Source organism: Aurantimonas endophytica (genome assembly GCF_014196845.1).
Taxonomy (GTDB): Bacteria; Pseudomonadota; Alphaproteobacteria; order Rhizobiales; family Rhizobiaceae; genus Aurantimonas; species Aurantimonas endophytica.
The window spans coordinates 261,751-278,345 of the sequence record NZ_JACIEM010000003.1; the positions used below are offsets into that span (position 1 = coordinate 261,751).

The 16,595-nt window shown below is 67.0% G+C and carries 15 protein-coding genes; 6 read left to right on the plus strand and 9 right to left on the minus strand.

Features of this window, described 5'->3' with window-relative positions:
• The first annotated feature begins 9 nt into the window (after window positions 1-9).
• The 5 genes from GGR03_RS12320 to GGR03_RS12340 all read left to right on the plus strand — a co-directional run bounded on the left by GGR03_RS12320 (window position 10) and on the right by GGR03_RS12340 (window position 5,457).
• On the plus strand, window positions 10-987 hold the full coding sequence (locus tag GGR03_RS12320) for an ABC transporter permease (protein WP_183208438.1): 978 nt from the start codon (window positions 10-12) through the stop codon (window positions 985-987).
• A complete protein-coding gene (locus tag GGR03_RS12325) occupies window positions 984-1,916 on the plus strand; it encodes an ABC transporter permease (RefSeq protein ID WP_183208440.1) in 933 nt (310 codons plus the stop codon). Before GGR03_RS12320 ends, GGR03_RS12325 begins: the two co-directional genes overlap by 4 nt.
• Entirely contained in the window at window positions 1,913-2,965 is a 1,053-nt protein-coding gene (locus tag GGR03_RS12330) for an ABC transporter ATP-binding protein (protein ID WP_183208442.1), read from the plus strand. The genes GGR03_RS12325 and GGR03_RS12330 overlap by 4 nt, the downstream gene beginning before the upstream one ends.
• The gene (locus GGR03_RS12335) at window positions 2,962-3,960 is read left to right on the plus strand and encodes an ABC transporter ATP-binding protein (RefSeq protein ID WP_183208444.1); all 999 of its coding nucleotides are present in this window, start codon (window positions 2,962-2,964) and stop codon (window positions 3,958-3,960) included. Before GGR03_RS12330 ends, GGR03_RS12335 begins: the two co-directional genes overlap by 4 nt.
• A gap of 63 nt (window positions 3,961-4,023) precedes the next feature.
• The gene (locus GGR03_RS12340) at window positions 4,024-5,457 is read left to right on the plus strand and encodes a M20 family metallopeptidase (RefSeq protein WP_183208446.1); all 1,434 of its coding nucleotides are present in this window, start codon (window positions 4,024-4,026) and stop codon (window positions 5,455-5,457) included.
• Between the two features lie 124 nt (window positions 5,458-5,581).
• Here the strand turns inward: GGR03_RS12340 and GGR03_RS12345 are convergent, their stop codons facing one another.
• The 9 genes from GGR03_RS12345 to GGR03_RS12385 all read right to left on the minus strand — a co-directional run bounded on the left by GGR03_RS12345 (window position 5,582) and on the right by GGR03_RS12385 (window position 14,982).
• Window positions 5,582-7,306, minus strand: a complete 1,725-nt coding sequence (locus tag GGR03_RS12345; protein WP_183208448.1) for a nitrilase-related carbon-nitrogen hydrolase — start codon at window positions 7,304-7,306, stop codon at window positions 5,582-5,584.
• 99 nt (window positions 7,307-7,405) lie between these two features.
• On the minus strand, window positions 7,406-8,404 hold the full coding sequence (locus GGR03_RS12350; RefSeq protein ID WP_183208450.1) for an acetamidase/formamidase family protein: 999 nt from the start codon (window positions 8,402-8,404) through the stop codon (window positions 7,406-7,408).
• A 34-nt stretch (window positions 8,405-8,438) separates the two neighbouring features.
• Window positions 8,439-9,155 carry an ABC transporter ATP-binding protein gene (locus GGR03_RS12355; RefSeq protein ID WP_183208452.1) on the minus strand — a complete coding sequence of 239 codons (717 nt, stop codon included), beginning with the start codon at window positions 9,153-9,155 and terminating at the stop codon, window positions 8,439-8,441.
• Window positions 9,148-9,864: an ABC transporter ATP-binding protein gene (locus tag GGR03_RS12360; protein ID WP_183208454.1), complete on the minus strand. Its 717-nt coding sequence runs from the start codon at window positions 9,862-9,864 to the stop codon at window positions 9,148-9,150. The genes GGR03_RS12355 and GGR03_RS12360 overlap by 8 nt, the downstream gene beginning before the upstream one ends.
• Window positions 9,864-10,943, minus strand: coding sequence for an ABC transporter permease subunit (locus GGR03_RS12365; protein WP_246367931.1), 1,080 nt, complete (start codon window positions 10,941-10,943; stop codon window positions 9,864-9,866). Before GGR03_RS12365 ends, GGR03_RS12360 begins: the two co-directional genes overlap by 1 nt.
• A gap of 1 nt (window position 10,944) precedes the next feature.
• Window positions 10,945-11,817 carry an ABC transporter permease subunit gene (locus GGR03_RS12370; RefSeq protein ID WP_183208456.1) on the minus strand — a complete coding sequence of 291 codons (873 nt, stop codon included), beginning with the start codon at window positions 11,815-11,817 and terminating at the stop codon, window positions 10,945-10,947.
• A 93-nt stretch (window positions 11,818-11,910) separates the two neighbouring features.
• Entirely contained in the window at window positions 11,911-13,086 is a 1,176-nt protein-coding gene (locus GGR03_RS12375) for an urea ABC transporter substrate-binding protein (RefSeq protein WP_425486717.1), read from the minus strand.
• Window positions 13,087-13,171: 85 nt separating this feature from the next.
• The gene (locus GGR03_RS12380) at window positions 13,172-13,828 is read right to left on the minus strand and encodes an ANTAR domain-containing response regulator (RefSeq protein WP_183208460.1); all 657 of its coding nucleotides are present in this window, start codon (window positions 13,826-13,828) and stop codon (window positions 13,172-13,174) included.
• Complete coding sequence (locus GGR03_RS12385) at window positions 13,828-14,982, minus strand: transporter substrate-binding domain-containing protein (protein WP_183208461.1); 1,155 nt, start codon at window positions 14,980-14,982, stop codon at window positions 13,828-13,830. The genes GGR03_RS12380 and GGR03_RS12385 overlap by 1 nt, the downstream gene beginning before the upstream one ends.
• Window positions 14,983-15,622: 640 nt before the next feature.
• On the opposite strand from GGR03_RS12385, the gene GGR03_RS12390 reads away from it, so the two are divergent.
• A complete protein-coding gene (locus GGR03_RS12390; RefSeq protein ID WP_183208463.1) occupies window positions 15,623-16,543 on the plus strand; it encodes a MurR/RpiR family transcriptional regulator in 921 nt (306 codons plus the stop codon).
• Window positions 16,544-16,595: the final 52 nt, after the last annotated feature.

Below are 16,595 nucleotides of genomic sequence, written 5' to 3' on the forward strand. Positions count from 1 at the left end.
ACGCCGACGATGACCGTCTATCTCCTGCGCCGTCTCGGACAGAGCCTCATCGCCCTCGCGGCGATGGCGATCATGGTGTTCGTCGGGGTCTACGCCATCGGCAATCCTGTGGACATCCTGATCAATCCGGAGGCGAGCCAGGCCGAGATCGCCGCCACGACGGCGCGGCTCGGCCTCGACAAGCCGCTCTGGGAGCAGTTCGCGCGCTTTGTCGGCAATCTCTTCCAGGGCGATCTCGGCACCTCCTTCGTCTACGGCCGGCCGGCGGCGGACATCATCCTCGAACGGCTGCCGGCGACGATGGAACTGGCGGTGACGGCGCTGCTGATCTCCGTGCTGATCGGCGTGCCGCTCGGCGTCTATGCCGGGCTGAAGCCGGACAGCATCGGCGGCCGCTCGGTCATGGCCGGCTCGATCTTCGGCTTCTCCCTGCCGAATTTCTGGCAGGGGATGCTGCTGATCCTGGTCTTCTCGGTGCTGCTCGGCTGGCTGCCGGCCGGCGGGCGGGGCGAGACCGTCACGGTGCTCGGCGTCCGGCTCAGCTTCCTCACCTGGGACGGGCTGCAGCACATGCTGCTGCCGGCGCTGAACCTGGCTCTCTTCAAGATGTCGCTGGTGATCCGGCTGACCCGGGCCAACACGCGAGAGGTCTGCCTGCAGGAATACATCAAGTTCGCGCGCGCCAAGGGTCTCTCCTCACGCCGCATCGTCCTCGTCCATATCCTGAAGAACATCATGATCCCGGTCGTGACCATCCTCGGCCTCGAGCTCGGCTCGATGATCGCCTTCGCCATCGTCACCGAGACGGTGTTCGCCTGGCCCGGCATGGGCAAGCTGCTGATCGACTCGATCAACCTGCTCGATCGGCCGGTGATCGTCGCCTATCTGATGCTGACGGTGGTGATCATCGTCACGATCAACCTCGTCGTCGACCTCCTCTATTCCGCGCTCGATCCCCGGATCCGGCTGTCGCAGGTGAAGTCATGAGCGACGACGCCTTCGTCTCCGGCCTCGCGCCCGCCGCGACATCGCCCGTCGCCGTCGACAGCCCGATGAAGCGCATCGCGCGCGCCTTCTTCGAGGATAGGCTGGCCGTCGCCGGCCTCGTGCTGTTCCTCGCCATCCTGCTGCTGGCGGTCTTCGCGCCGCTGATCGCGCCGCAGAACCCGTACGACCTCGCCCAACTCGACATCATGGACGGGGGCCAGCCGCCGGGCGCGGCGAGCTTCGCCACCGGCGGCACCTATTATCTCGGCACCGACGAGCAAGGCCGCGACATGCTCTCGGCGATCCTCTACGGGCTGCGCATCAGCCTCGTCGTCGCGACGGTGTCGCTCGCCTTCGCCATCGCCATCGGCGTCACCGCCGGCATCGCCGCCGCCTATTTCGGCGGCCGGATCGACGCGCTGATCATGCGGGTGGTCGACCTGCAGCTGTCCTTCCCGGCGATCCTGATCGCCCTCATCCTGCTGGCGCTCTGGGGCCGCGGCGTCGACAAGGTGATCATCGCGCTGGTCATCGTGCAATGGGCCTATTACGCCCGCACCGTCCGTTCCTCGGCGATCGTCGAGGCGCGCAAGGACTACGTCGATGCCGCGCGATGCCTGGCGCTGTCGCACGGCCGGATCATGTTCCACCACCTCCTGCCGAACTGCCTGCCGCCGCTGATCGTCGTCGCCACGGTCCAGATCGCCCAGGCCATCGCGCTCGAGGCGACCCTGTCCTTCCTTGGCGTCGGCGTACCGATCACCGAGCCCTCGCTCGGGCTGCTGATCGCCAACGGCTACGACTATCTGCTCTCGGGCCGCTACTGGGTCAGCCTGTTTCCCGGCATCGCGCTCGTCGTCACGATCCTCGCCATCAACCTCGTCGGCGACCGGCTGCGCGACGTCTTCAATCCGAGGCTGCAGAAATGACCGCGCTGCTCAGCGTCGACGGGCTGCAGACGCATTTCTTCACGCGCGACGGCGTCGCCAAGGCCGTCGACGGCGTCAGCTTCAGCCTCGAGCGCGGCCAGATCCTCGGCCTCGTCGGCGAATCCGGCTCCGGCAAGTCGGTCACCGGCTTCTCGCTTCTCGGCCTCGTCGACCCGCCCGGCCGCGTCGTCGGCGGCACCATCACCTTCGACGGCGAGGACCTGGTGAAGGGCGGCGAGCCGATGCTGCGCACGCTTCGCGGCAAGCGCATCGCGATGATCTTCCAGGATCCGATGATGACGCTCAATCCGGTGCTGCGCATCGACACGCAGATGGTCGAGACGCTACAGGCGCACGAGAAGATGTCGCGCGCCGATGCGTTGAAGCGCTGCCGCGAGGCGCTGGTGATGGTGGGGATTTCCTCGCCGGACGAGCGGCTGCAGAGCTATCCGCACCAATTCTCCGGCGGCATGCGCCAGCGCGTCGCCATCGCCATCGCGCTCCTGCACAAGCCGGACCTGATCATCGCCGACGAGCCGACGACGGCGCTCGACGTCACCATCCAGGCGCAGATCCTTGCCGAGGTGCAGAAGCTCTGCGCCGAGACCGGCACGGCGCTGATCTGGATCACCCACGATCTCGCCATCGTCTCCGGCCTCGCCGACCGGCTGGCGGTCATGTATGCCGGCCGCGTCGTCGAGGAGGGCGAGACCGCCCGCGTCATCGAGCGGCCGCTGCATCCCTACACCAAGGGGCTGATCGACTCCGTGCCGCAGGGCAAGACCCGCGGCGCCCGGCTGCAGCAGATCAGCGGCATGACGCCGTCGCTGCTCAACCTGCCGCAGGGCTGCGCCTTCCGGCCGCGCTGCTCGCGCGCCGACGCGGCCTGCCTCGAAGAGCCGGCGCTGGAGGAGAAGCTCCCCGACCGCAAGGCGCGATGCTTCCATCCCTGGACGCTGGACGCGGCCGCGGATGCGCACATGCCCACCCTCACGGAAACGGCCGACCAACGAAGCGGTGCCGCCGCCCGGACGGGGACACGACCATGAGCGAGGCGATCCTCGAGATCGACGGCGTCTCCAAGCGCTTCGTCAAGAACCTCGATCTTGCCGAGCGCACCGCGCGCATGCTCGGCGCCACGGTGCGCGAGTTGACCGTCCATGCCGTCGACGGCGTCGACCTGTCGATCCGGAAGGGCGAGGTCATGGGCCTCGTCGGCGAATCCGGCTGCGGGAAATCCACCCTCGGGCGGATGGTCGCCGGCCTCCACCCACCCAGCGCCGGGCAGATCCGCTTTCGGGACCGCGACGTGGCAGGCTTGAAGGGCGCCGAGGCCAGGGAAGCCGCGCTGAAGGTGCAGATGGTCTTCCAGGACCCGATGTCGTCGCTCAACCCGCGGCTGCGCGTCGACCAGATCGTCGGCGAGGCGCCGCGCGTCCATGGCCTCGCCGACCGCGGCGAGGTCGACGCCTATGTCGAGGCGGCGCTGCAGCGCGTCGGCCTCGATCCGGCGATGCGCAAGCGCTACCCGCACCAGTTCTCCGGCGGCCAGCGGGCCCGCATCGGCATCGCCCGGGCGCTGGCGGTGCAGCCCGATTTCATCGTCTGCGACGAATCCGTCGCCGCGCTCGACGTCTCGATCCAGGCGCAGATCCTCAACCTGTTCATGGACCTGCGTGAGGAACTCGACCTCACCTATCTGTTCATCAGCCACGATCTCGGCGTCGTCGAGCACATCTCGGACCGCATCGCGATCATGTATCTCGGGCGGATGGTCGAGCAGGGCGCCAGCGAGGAGATCTTCGCCGCGCCGAACCACCCGTATACGCAGGCGCTGCTCGCCGAGATCCCGACCTTCGCCACCACCAAGAAGACCTATTCGGCGATCAAGGGCGAGATCCCCTCGCCGATCGATCCGCCCCCCGGCTGCCATTTCCATCCGCGCTGCCCGCACGCGTTCGAGCGCTGCCGCATCGAGCGCCCGGCGCTGAAGGAAATCGCCCCGAACCGCTATTCGGCCTGCCATCTCAACGACATCGGCTGACCGAAGACCCTCTACCGGCGCCGCGGGGCGTCGAACCCTTTCTGACAAGCCAAGAGGAAGACCATGACCCAATCCAACGCCGAGCGCATCTGGAACCTGGTCGATGCGCGGCGCGCCGACTACGAGGCGCTGAGCGATCGCATCTGGGGCATGCCGGAGATCGCATATACCGAATACCGCTCCAGCGCCGAGCACGCGGCGATGCTGCGCGAGGAAGGATACAAGGTCACGGAGGGACCGGCCGGCATTCCCACCGCGGTGATCGGCGAAGCCGGCTCCGGCGGCCCGGTCATCGCCTTTCTCGGCGAGTACGACGCCCTGCCCGGCCTCAGCCAGGAGGCCGGCATCGCCGAGCCGAAGCCGCTCGACGGCAATGGATACGGCCATGGCTGCGGCCACAACATGCTGGGCTCGGCGGCGCTCCTCGCCGCCACGGCCTTCAAGAACTATCTCGCAGAGAACAAGCTGCCGGGAACGGTGCGCTATTACGGCTGCCCGGCCGAGGAAGGCGGCGCCGCCAAGGCCTTCATGGTGCGCGACGGCCTCTTCGACGACGTCGACGCGGCCATCACCTGGCACCCGGCGTCGCTCACCCGGGTCGACGACGCCAAGTCGCTCGCCAACACCCGCATCGACTTCACCTTCAAGGGCCGCGCCTCGCACGCGGCGGCGGCGCCGCATCTCGGCCGCTCGGCGCTCGACGCGGTCGAGCTGATGAATGTCGGCGTCAACTATCTGCGCGAGCACGTGCCGGCGGATTCGCGCATCCATTACGCCATGATCGACGGCGGCGGCATCGCGCCGAACGTCGTGCAGGCGCGTGCCAAGGTACGCTACGCCGTGCGCTCGCGCGACATTCACGGCATGAAGGCCTTAAACGCCCGAGTGATCGACGTCGCTCGCGGCGCGGCGATGATGACCGGCACCGAGGTCGAGGTCACCATCCTCAGCGCCGTGTCCAACCTCCTGGCGAACACGCCGATGGAGGAGACGATGCAGGCCAATCTCGAGCGGCTGGGACCGGTCCCCTTCGACGCCGACGACCGGGCCTTCGCGGCCAGGATCCAGGCGACGCTGAGCCAGGAGGACATCGCCAACGACTATCTCAGCAACGGCGTCGACGAGCGCCCCGAGACGCCGCTCTGCGACTTCATCGTGCCGTTCGGCTCAGTCGGCGAGCCGATGATCGGGTCGACCGATGTCGGCGACGTCTCCTGGGCAGTACCGACGGTGCAGGCACGCGTCGCAACGCATGCCATCGGCTCGCCCGGTCATTCCTGGCAGATCACCGCGCAGGGCAAGGCACCCGCCGCCAAGAAGGGCCTCGTCTACGCCGCCAAGGCGATGGCGGGCACGGCGGTCGACCTGCTCGGCGATCCGGCGCTGCTGGCGCGGGCCAAGGCAGACCATCAGGCGCGGCTTGCGAGGAAGCCTTACGCCTCGCCCATCCCCGCCGACGTGAAGCCGCCGATCCAGCCACGGCCGCACGACGACTGAATGGCTACAGAACAGGGAACAAAGGGTTTGCTGACGCGGCCTTCGCGATCACTCGAAAGCGTCCTGCGGCAGGCGGCACCGCCATGAACTGATAAGTCCATCCGCTTTCGCGAAGGACGAGCCATCAAACGACCAGCGCCCTGTAGAAATGCGGCTGACGCATCAATACGAGATCCTTCCGGCGCACGACGTTGGTCGGATAGGCGCTGTCGAGATTGCCCGTGTCGATTGGGGCGACCGCGACCGGCTTCTCGGAAGTTGCGATGGCCTCCTGCCGCGGGAATGCAAACGTGTCCGGGCCGAAGACACCGCTGAGGCCCGGATAGTGGCCGTTCGCCGACCGGACATTGGCGAAGGCGAAATAGCAGTTGTTCTCCCCGGCCCGGACGCGGAACTGGTGCCAGTGGACGGGGTCGGCGCCCATGGGGATCGGGTTCGGATGGACGACCGCGGTCCCCGCGTGACCCCCATGAAAGCCCTGCCGCAGGGCGGACGGGCTGACGACGATGTCGCAGCCGCGGATCGCCAGGATGCGCCCGGCCTCGGGAAAGCTCGCATCATGCCCGACGAGCACGCCCATCCGGCCAAACGGCAGGTCGAATACCGCCCAGGCGTCGCCGGGCGTTGCCCATTGACGATCGCCCTCGGTGAGATGCGTCTGGCGGTAGGTACCGATGATGCCATCGGGACCTGCGACCAGCGCGCTGTTGTAGAACGTCGTTCCATCCCGTTCGGCGAAGCCCGCGACGAGATGGAGCCGAAGCGAGGCGGCCAGCCCGGCCAGCCGCCCGACGGCCTCGCCGTCGACGGCCACCGCCGTCTCTGCAGGGCGTTCGAGGCCGGTCAGCGCGCGCTCCGGAAACACCACGAGCTCGGCACCCTCCGCCTGGGCTTCGCGGGCCAAAGCCTCGATCCGGGCGAGGTTCTGCTGGATATCGGCCACCGGCTCGAACTCCGCGACCGCCAGCTTCGTGCGGGCACCCTTGGGCAACGGCTTGTGGCCGTAGAGGCTGAAGAAGTCGCCCGGGTTCCAGGCGAAGGTGTTGGTCATCAGCTCCTTGTAGAGTTCCGGCCGACGCTGATCGATGATCGGCTCGCCCAGCATCTGGCGGCGGCGGGCCCGCCCGGGATCGATGCTCGCCGTGGCGATCCCGTCGCCCGCGTCGATGACGGCGAGGATCTCCGCCTCCGGCGCGATGATGCAGCTGCCGCCGGAGAACTGCACGCCACGCTCCAGTCCCCAGCGATTGCTCTCGATCAGGTAGCAGCCGTTCTCGAACGCCCGGCTGATCCAGTAGGGGGCGGGGGTGCGCTCTGCCAGCCAGTTGGAGATGTGGCAGATGACATCGGCGCCGCCGAGCGCGGCGAGACGCGCCGTCTCGATGAAATGGATGTCCATGCAGATCAGAAGGGCGATCCGGCCGAGCCGCGTCTCGAACACCTGGTGGCCGAGATCCCCGGAAGCGGCCCATTTCGGCTCGGAGATGTAGGGGTGCGTCTTGCGATGCTTGCCGACGACACCGTCCGGGCCGATCAGCACCGCGGAGTTGTAGTAGAGGTCCGTCACCGGATCGACTTCCGGCAGGCCGACGACGATGAAGCAGTTCCGCCGCCGGGCGATTTCGGCGAGGTGCTCGGTGGTCGGCCCCGGAACCGGCTCGACGAAGGGCGAGACCTCTTCCCGGTCGTGCCAGCAATAGCCGGTGGTGCCCATCTCGGGCGTGACGATCAGCTCGGCGCCCTGGTCCGCCGCCGATTCGATAAGCCGGGCGAGCTCTCCCAGATTACGCGCCTTGTCGGCCATCGTCGGCTCGAACTGAACGGCAGCGGCGGTGAAGGCGCAGGTCATCGGAACCTCTCAGGCAAGCGGGTTCGTGGCGCCTGAAGGCGCTGGGGTGCGAATGAGTCAGCGTAAGGGGGCCCCGCTAACGGCGCCCCCTTTGCCGGCTTAGGCCGGCGAGCCGGCGATCGACTTCAGGATCGAGGCGCCGACCGTGTACTTGGGATCGACCATGTTGCCGAGGCGGACCCGTCCGCATTGGGTCAGCAGCATGTAGGCGTCGAGCTCCTCGAAGCCGAAGTCCGCGGCGAGCCACCGGATCAGCTCGCGATAGGCACCGCGCGTCGCGTCCTCCATGGGCCGAGCCGAGCCGACGGTCATGTAGAAGCTCTCGTTCTCCAGCCGCGGCGAGCGGATCGTCCAGCCCTTGATGAGGTCGATCTGCACGGTGGTGACCGTCGGGTGCTCGATGGCCACGCCGCAGAGTTCGCCGTCGCCCTGGGCGGCGTGGCAGTCGCCGAGATAGAGATAGGCCCCCGCCACGTTGACCGGCAGATAGATGATGGCGCCCGGTGCGACGTCAGGCAGGTCCATGTTGCCGCCGTAATAGTCCGGAACCAGCGAGGAGATCGCCTCGATCTCCGGGGCCGTGCCGATCGTGCCGATGAACGGCTCGTAAGGCAGGGTGATGCGCTCGTTCCATCTGGTGCCGGTTTCGGCGTCCACCTCGAGCTTGCGGACCCGCTCCGGAAGCGGGGCAGTGAGAAGCGCCGTCTCGGCGGTCGGTACGAGCCCGCCGAATTCCGGCATCAGCACGGTGGTGCCCCGTGGCTGCGGGCCACGCGGTACGATGCTCTCGATGTAGACCGCCAGGCAGTCGCCCTTCTCCGCGCCGTTGACGTAGATCGGACCGTTCTGCGGGTTGAGATACGGGAAATTCAGGATCTCGCTGGGCTTGTCGGTCTCGTTCTGGATCGCGCCCTCGAAGGCGTCGTGTGTCTCGGCCGAGACCACGGCGCCCGGGTCGACGGTCAGGACGGGATCGACGAATGCCCCGTAGACGTAATGATACTTGCCCTGGCTTGCCTCGGTGATCTCGTGCGTCGCTCCCGGCATGCCTTTGGCGACACCCTTGCGCGCCATGAGGGAGTTCTGTTTCCAGCTCATGAAAGCCTCCTCGCTTGCTTGATGGTCTATCGGTTCAAACGGCCAGATAGCGGCGGACCGTCTCGCGGTCCTCCAGGCTCTGGGGGGTGAGTTCGGCGGTGATCCGTCCCTTGTCCATGACATAGGCGCGCTCGGCCATGGCCCGGATCATGTCGATGTTCTGCTCGACGCAGACGATGGTGATGCCGGAAGACTGGTTCAGCCCCACCATGATCCGCGCGATGTCCTGGACGATGTTCGGCTGGATCCCCTCGGACGGCTCGTCGAGAAGGATCAGGGAGGGGCTGCCCATCAACACCCGGCCGATGGCGAGCTGCTGCTGCTGGCCGCCGGACATGGTGCCGGCCGCCTGTCCCCGGCGCTCGGCGAGGATGGGGAAATAGCCGAAGATCTGTTCGACGAGCTGTTTCGACGGCGCCTTGCCGCTCATCGAGCGGCCCACCTCGAGGTTTTCCATGACGCTCATGCGCGGGAACACGTCGCGGCCCTGCGGCACGTAGCCGATGCCGAGCCGGGCCCGCCGGTGCGCCGCCAGCGGATCGATCGCGACGCCCTTGAAGATCACCGAGCCCTGGTCTGCGGGCAGCAGGCCGATCAGGCTCTTCATCAGGGTCGACTTGCCGACCCCGTTGCGCCCGATCACCGCGACGATCTCGCCTTCGCGCACTTCCATGTCGACGCCCTGCAGGACCGGCTTGCCGCCGTAGCCCGACCAGAGGCCGACCGTGTTGAGGAGAATCTCCTTACGCATGGGCCTCTCCCAGATAGATCGCCGCCACCCGCTCGTCGGCGACGATCTCGTCGATCGTTCCCTGGGCGAAGATCTTGCCGAAATGCAGCACCGTCACGCGTTGGGCGATCTGCCGCACGAACGCCATGTCGTGCTCCACCGCAAGGACGGTCACCCCCTGGCGGTTTAGCGCCTGCACCATCTCGCCGGTGGCGAAGGTCTCGTCGGGCGTCATGCCCGCCGTCGGCTCGTCGAGCAGCAGCAGACGCGGCTTGAGGGCGATGGCCATGCCGATCTCCAGCCACTGCTTCTGTCCGTGGCTGAGATTGCCGGCGAGTTGACTCTTCGCCTCCGTCAGCTTGAGGAATTCGAGCAGGCGGTCGATCTCCTCGTCGAGCGTCGCCGCCTCCTGGTGATGCTGCAGGGCGATCTGCAGGTTCTGCCGCACGCTCAGCGCCTTGAAGATGCCCGGCACCTGGAACTTGACGCTGATGCCGCGGCGGATGCGCTCGAACGGCTTGGCCGTGGTGATGTCCTCGCCCTCGTAAAGGATCGTCCCGCTGGAGGGCGCGTGCTCGCCGAGGATCAGCCGGAAGAAGGTGCTCTTGCCGGCGCCGTTCGGACCGATCAGGCAGTGGATCTCGCCCGGCTGGAGGTCGAAGTTCACGCCGCCGGTGACATGCAGGCCGCCGAACCACTTGTTGAGGTCGCGGATTTCGAGGACAGCCATCAGCGCATCTCCCGCGCGGCTTTGCGTCTGCGCAGACCGCTCGAGAACAGCGCCCCGATCGCCATGATCAGCCCGGTCGGGGCAAGCAAGACCGTCAGCACCAGCAAGATGCCCATGACGACGATGGCGTACTGGCTGCCGTAGATGGTAAGGGCCTGGAAGCCGGCGAGAACCAGCAACGTGCCCAGCAGCGTCGTCGTCAGGTCGCTGCGACCGCCGACCGCGACCCAGACGATGGGCAGCGCTGCAGCCGTCATCCCCATCGACGAAGGCGTGATGTAGTTGCCCCAGCTGGTGTAGAGCACCCCGGAGAGGCCGGCGAGCGCCGAGCCGATGACGAAGGCGCCGAGCTGGTACTTGCGGATGTCGTAGCCGAGCATCTCCGCCCGCAGCGGGTTCTCCCGGATCGCCACCAGGACGTTCCCGAAGCGCGAGTTCACCAGGATGCGCAGGCCGAGATAGACGAGCACCAGCAGGGCCAGGGTCAGGTAGTAGAGCAGCACGTCCGGATAGAGCGCGATGTCGCCGCCCGGCCAGGGAATGGTCAGGGACGGCATGCCGCCCATGCCGTTGAAGCCGTTGAGGCGTGCCGAGCCGATCGCCCATTCCGGACCGGCCGTCTGCGACATGAAGCGTTCGAGCACCAGCGTGACCGACAGGGTGACGATGCCGAGGAACACGCCGCTGATCCGGCCGAAGAACAGGAAATAGCCGAGCACGGCCGCAAACAGAGCCGAAAGGGCGACGGCGAGCAGCAGCGAGACGAGGGTAAGGCCATAGGCGTCACCCAGATTGATCGACAGGACGCCATAGGCATAGCCGGCGACCCCGAAGAAGGCGGTCTGGCCGAACGACAGCGCGCCGCCATAGCCCCAGATCAGGCTGAGCCCGAGCGCCATGAATACCCAGTTGAAGAAGTAGACGTTGTTGCCGACGTCGTAGCCGTCGGCGAACAGCGGGTAGGCGCAGGCACCCGCGAGGACGAGGGCGAAGGCCGACCAGAAGCGGGGGCCGCGCCCTATCGTCTGCGGCCCTTCCAGCAACGACAGGAAGGCGGGTCGGGATGCGTTTCGCGACAAGTCAGGCCCTTTCCCGGAGGATCCAGCCGGAGATTCCCCGCGGCAGAATGCGAATGACGATGATGACCGCGACCAGCAGGCCGATCTGGCCGAACAGCTGGCCCTGCCATGAGGTGAGCGCCGCCTTGATGACGCCGAGCACCACCGCCGCCGGCGCGGTCCCGAGGAAGATGTCGGCCCCGCCGACGACCACCACGACGAAGGCCTCGACGACGAAGGCACTGCCCATGGTGGGCACCAGCGTCATGGTCGGCGCATAGAGGCCACCGGCCAGCCCGGCGAGCGCGGCCCCGAGGCCGAAGGTCAGGCTGTAGATGAGCCGCGTATTGACGCCGAGCGCCTCGGCGATGTGCGGGACCTGGATCGTCGCCCGTGCGAGAACGCCGAACCTTGTCCGGGTGAAGACCAGCCAGAGCACGGCGAGCGTGGCCACGGCAGCGCCCATCAGCACCAGGCGATAGGAGGAATAGGAATAGGGTCCGACGGTGAAGCTGCCAAACGGCGTGCCGGTGCCCGGCATGGTCGAGCCGAGAAAGATCAGGGTGGCCTGCGTCGCGATCATCGAGACGCCCCAGGTGGCGACGATCGTGTCGAGCGGGCGCTCGTAGAGATGACGGATGATCACCCGCTCCAGGATCATGCCGACGATGCCCGCGACGAGGGCGCCGGCCAGTATCGCCAGCGGCAGCGGAAAGCCCATTCGCGCGGTGACGGCGGACACGTAGGCCCCGCACAGGATGAACTCGCCATGGGCAAGGTTGATCACCCCCATCATGCCGAAGATGACGGCGAGCCCGCAGGCGGACAGGACCAGGAAGGCGAAGGCGTCGCCGGCCTGGTACAAGAAGGTGAAGGCGTCGTAGAGGACGTCCATCGCGGCGCATTCCCGGTATCTGCTGAGGAAAAGGGGCTGATCGTCTCGGCCGGAGAAGCGGCCGGGCAGCTTCTGCCGCCCGGCTGCATTGGCTCAGTTGGCGGCCGGCGGGGGGTTCGACGGCGTGTACTGCTCGCTCGGGTCGTTCTGCGTCAGGTCGCAGCCCGCCTCACCCAGCCAATAGGGCTTGATGTCCTCCCAGACGGTCGGGAAGGTGATCGAGTGATCCTCCTCGACCTTGGCGAGGTAGATCGTGTGCGACATGTGCTGGCTCTTGGGGTCGAGGCAGACATTGCCGGACGGGCCGTCGAAGCAGACGTCGCCTTCGGCGATGATCTTGCGCAGGTCCTCGCGATCGGTCGAGCCGTCGGCCCGCTCCACCATCTGCTTGTAGAGATTGAGCGCGATGTAGGAGTTGGCGGCTTCCTGGTTGATGTACGGCTCGTCCGGGAACTTCGCCTTGAAGCGCTGGATGAAGTCGGCACTCTCCGGCGAGTCGACCTCCTCAATGTAGTTCGTGGTGACGAACATGTTGGCGAGCGAGGGCGGCGTGAAGCGCTTGTGTTCGTAGCCCTGTCCGACATTGACCGAAGACGCCATCGGCAGGCTGACATTGGCGGAGGCGGCCTGCTCGTAATACGAGGCCTGTGCCGTGCCGACGAGCAGCGTCACCACGAAGTCCGGCTTGGCGGTCTGGATGTTCTGGATCGTCTGGGAGAACTGCGAGACGCCCAGCGGGATGAACTCTTCGCCGACCATCTTGCCGCCGTTCTCGGCGACGATGTTGCGCACCCATTCGGCCGAGATCTGGCCGAAATTGTAGTCGGCGGCGATCGTGTAGACGTTGGGGCCGTACTCTTCCATCATCCAGGGGATCAGGGTGGAGAACTGCTGCTCGGGCACGGCACCGGTCACGACCATGTTGGCGTCGCAGACACCGCCCTCGTACTGGTTGTTGTAGAAGGCGAAGCCGTCGAACTGGTTGACGATCGGACGGTACGCCTCGCGCGAGGCGGAGGAGAAGCCGGCAAACACGACGTCGACCTTGTCGCGCTGCAGGACGCGGCGCATGAACTCCTGGTAGCGCGTGTTGTCCGACTGCGTGTCGTATACCACGAGTTCGATCGGGCGCCCGCCAATGCCGCCGGCGGCGTTGATTTCCTCGGCCGCCAGTTCGATGGCGTGGACCTTGACCATCGTCGCGGCGGCGAAGTCACCGGACTGGTCTTCCAGCACCCCGACCTTGATGGGCTCGCCATCCTGGGCCATCGCCGCACCGGAAAAAAGCAATACTGTCCCTAGCGCCGCAAGGACGCCTGATGCTCGCTTGTGCATGTCATTCTCCGTTTGGGGGTTACTTCGCGAACCGGATACTCGGCGGAGTCTCGGGCTCGCCTTCGGCGATCGTCGCACTTCGTTGGACGACGGACTGGCAATAGGCCTCGATGCTGAGGCGCTCGTGCATGCTCTGCTTGCGCAGGAGTGCGAACGCTGCCTCGTCGTCGAGACCGCGTTCGGCCATCAACTGCACCAGGGCCTTGATGACGAAGCGGCGCTGGCGGCGACGCTGCTCGTGGGCGTCGACAAGGTCGAACAGCTCGGACTTGCGGGCGTGCTCGTTGACCGCGAGCGACAGCGCCGAGAAGACCGCGCCGCCATGCACCGGCTTTGCCAGGAAGGCGGTCGCGCCCGCCTGCAGCAGCGTCTTCAGCCGGCTGGGCGCCTCGACGCCGACGAGGCCGACGACCGGCACCGCGGGCATCTCCCCGGCATCTCCCCGGCATGGAATGATCGGCGTTCGCGCCAGGTCGCCATCGACGAAGATGACGTGCCCGCAGGGCTGCAGCGGCAGGGTCGACAGATCCACCGCCTCCTCGCCAGTGGCACGGCATTCGACGCCGAGGCCGAGCCGCTGGAGCGTCGGCATCAGGACCGTCGCCACCCGCTCGTCGTTGCTGACGACGATCGCGTGCCGGCGGCTGAAATTCTGGACGAAGCGCCGGGGTGCCATCAGACCACCCTCAGCATCGGGCGCCGGGCCGTCGCTTCCAGCGGCGAAGAGGCCCTCACCAGATAGGGATCCGGGCGGACCGGCGCTTCTGCCTCGACGATGATGTCGAAATGCGCGTCCAGCCGCGACACGCCGATGCGCGGCGTCAGATAGGTGTGCATCGTCTCGGGATCGATCGTCACGCGGCCCTGCGGCGCGTCGAGCGAGCGGCCCTGCACCGCGGCCTTTACCGGTCCCATCGCGACGGTGCCGGCCTCGCCGAGCGCAGTGGCGAGGAACTTCACCGCGATGTAGGCCGCTTCCGCCTCTACCGAGATGACCGGGCCCTCGGGGAACATCCGGTTGTAGGCGGCGACGAAGGCTCGGTTGGTGGGGGTGTCGATCGAGGCGAAATAGACGCTGGAGCTGAGATGGCCGTCGACAGCGTCGCCGCCGATCTCCTGCAGTTCCGGCTCGGATAGATTGCAGCTGGCGATCGGGAAGCGCCGCTTCTGGTCGATGCCGCGCGACCGGCAGGCCGCGCGGAACTGCCGGAAGAAGGCGTAGGCGGAACGGCCGATCAACGCATTGAACACGAAGTCCGGCTGGGCCTCGATGATCGCCTCGATGATCGCGGTGAAATCGGTTTCGCCCACGGCGACATAGCGTTCCGCCAGGACGGCGCCGCCGCGGTGGGTAATGTCCTCGCGCAGGACGCGGTTGCTCTCCCAGCCCCAGATGTAGTTCGAGCCGACGCAGAAGGCGCGGCAGCCGAAGCGCGACACGAGGTAGTCGACCAGCGGCGACATGTGGTGATTGGGCGCGGTACCCGTATAGACGACGTTCGCTGAACTCTCGAAGCCTTCGTAATGCGCCGGGTACCACAGCAGCGCATCGCGCTTCTCGAATATCGGGATGACGTCCTTCCTGCTCGACGAGGTGTAGCAGCCGACGACGTGGCGGATGCCCTGGTCCAGCATCGCTTCGACCGCCGGTGCGTAGGCCGCGAGCTCGCTCCGCGGATCGATCACCACCGGCTCCAGCCTCACGCCGGCGTTGGCATCGGCATTGATCTCTTCGCAGGCCATCAGCGCGCCGTTGCGCATCGTGCGGCCCACCGTCCCGTAGGAGCCGGTGGCCGAAAACAGGATGCCGATTGGAAAGCTGCGGCCCATCAAGGCTCCCAAACACGCAAACCCCGCCAGCACGTAGGTGCTGCCAGGGCGACATTGCCGACAATCGAAAAAGGGTCGTTGCGGCGCAATATTGAGCAACGCTGCTCTGCGCACAGGAATTAGGCTGACGGCTTTGGGGCGACTTGTCAAGCGGCGCCGACGCTGATTCTTGTCCCGCCGAGACTGCTTGTCGCAAGGCGGGAATTCGGACCCGCTGAGCCGCCGGCGAGCACCGCTCGGGCCCGCCTGACGGGGTCGTCAGAAAGGACCGGCCGCGTGAAGTCAAAGCTGTAGGGCGCCATCAGACAGGACGCCTTGCCGCACGAGATCCGGCGTGTTTCGGCGATCAACGGTGGAAGCTATTCTTCCGCGGCTCCAATTGGGGTTCCCTGTTGGAGAACTCCGTCCCCGGGCACGCCTGGAAACCGTCGGCAGCATCCGTTCGGCCGGTTTCCCGCCTCCGACGCAATGGCGAGGCAGCCGTCGCCGCGATCCGGCGCGGGGCGGGCCGAGGCACGCGACCGTGCCGTTGCGCCAGCGCCCTTCCTCGCAGCGCCGCAAGTCGCTAGCGTTATGGAATCATCGCCTTGCCGCCAGAGGTCCGGATGCCCGCCAGATAGGCGCGAACGGGGAAGCACCCTTGAAGAAACAGAGGCTAGAGACCGGCGACCCGAAAGCTCTCCCCCCGCTGAGCCTCATCGATCGCATGCGCCAGCAGCTGCCGACCATGAAGCGCGCCGACAAGGCGGTCGCCGATGCCCTGCTGGAAAACATCGACGCCGCGACGCGGAGCAGCGTGAAGGCGCTGGCCGGGCGGGCCGGCGTCAGCGAGCCCAGCGTCATCCGCTTCGCGCGCCACATGGGCTGCGACGGGTTCAGCGACTTCAAGATCCGGCTCGCACAGGACTACGCCATCGGGCGGATGTATCTGTCGGCCGACTACCAGCACCCCGCCAACACCGGCAGCGACGTTGCCGGGCACGTCTACGAGGCGACGAGCCAGGCCCTCGCCAGCGCCTTCGCGCAGCGCGACCCCGAAGCGCTCGAGCGCGCCGCCGATCTTATCGATGGATCGCGCCGCATCTTCTGCTTCGGCGTCGGCGGCAGCTCGGCCAATGTGGCCGCGGAGGCCGAGAACCGGCTCTTCCGGCTCGACCTGGCAGCCAGCGCGACCGCGGACGCCTACAAGCAGCGCATCACCGCGGCGACGGCCGGCAAGAACGACGTCTTCCTGATGTTCTCGGTGACCGGTCGCCCGCGCTCGCTGATCGAGAGCGCACGATCGGCGAAGCAGTGCGGCGCCTCGATCATCGCGGTGACGGCGGGCGGCACGCCACTGGCGATGGAGGCCGACGTCCTCATCCCGCTCGTCGCCTTCGACGAGGAGAAGTTCTTCTACATGCCGAACCGCGGCCGGTACGGCCAGCTGTTCATCCTGGACTGCCTCGCCACGCTCCTCGGCGGCCGTCGGATGAAGCACATCTCTTCGAAATTGTGGAACGCCCGCACGATGCTCGCCGATTTGAACGGCGAGAGCGAAAACCAGCCGGTCGGCGACTGAAATGTAGCGTTTCGCACATAAATGGGGCGGACGCGGCTGACCGAGTGGCGGT

Coding starts and splice junctions, on each gene's coding strand:
- GGR03_RS12330 (WP_183208442.1), top strand. CDS start 1,913: ATGACCGCGCTGCTCAGCGTCGACGGGCTGCAGACGCATTTCTTCACG.
- GGR03_RS12375 (WP_425486717.1), bottom strand. CDS start 13,086: ATGGCCCAGGATGGCGAGCCCATCAAGGTCGGGGTGCTGGAAGACCAG.
- GGR03_RS12340 (WP_183208446.1), top strand. CDS start 4,024: ATGACCCAATCCAACGCCGAGCGCATCTGGAACCTGGTCGATGCGCGG.
- GGR03_RS12360 (WP_183208454.1), bottom strand. CDS start 9,864: ATGGCTGTCCTCGAAATCCGCGACCTCAACAAGTGGTTCGGCGGCCTG.
- GGR03_RS12350 (WP_183208450.1), bottom strand. CDS start 8,404: ATGAGCTGGAAACAGAACTCCCTCATGGCGCGCAAGGGTGTCGCCAAA.
- GGR03_RS12325 (WP_183208440.1), top strand. CDS start 984: ATGAGCGACGACGCCTTCGTCTCCGGCCTCGCGCCCGCCGCGACATCG.
- GGR03_RS12385 (WP_183208461.1), bottom strand. CDS start 14,982: ATGGGCCGCAGCTTTCCAATCGGCATCCTGTTTTCGGCCACCGGCTCC.
- GGR03_RS12370 (WP_183208456.1), bottom strand. CDS start 11,817: ATGGACGTCCTCTACGACGCCTTCACCTTCTTGTACCAGGCCGGCGAC.
- GGR03_RS12355 (WP_183208452.1), bottom strand. CDS start 9,155: ATGCGTAAGGAGATTCTCCTCAACACGGTCGGCCTCTGGTCGGGCTAC.
- GGR03_RS12335 (WP_183208444.1), top strand. CDS start 2,962: ATGAGCGAGGCGATCCTCGAGATCGACGGCGTCTCCAAGCGCTTCGTC.
- GGR03_RS12380 (WP_183208460.1), bottom strand. CDS start 13,828: ATGGCACCCCGGCGCTTCGTCCAGAATTTCAGCCGCCGGCACGCGATC.
- GGR03_RS12320 (WP_183208438.1), top strand. CDS start 10: ATGACCGTCTATCTCCTGCGCCGTCTCGGACAGAGCCTCATCGCCCTC.
- GGR03_RS12345 (WP_183208448.1), bottom strand. CDS start 7,306: ATGACCTGCGCCTTCACCGCCGCTGCCGTTCAGTTCGAGCCGACGATG.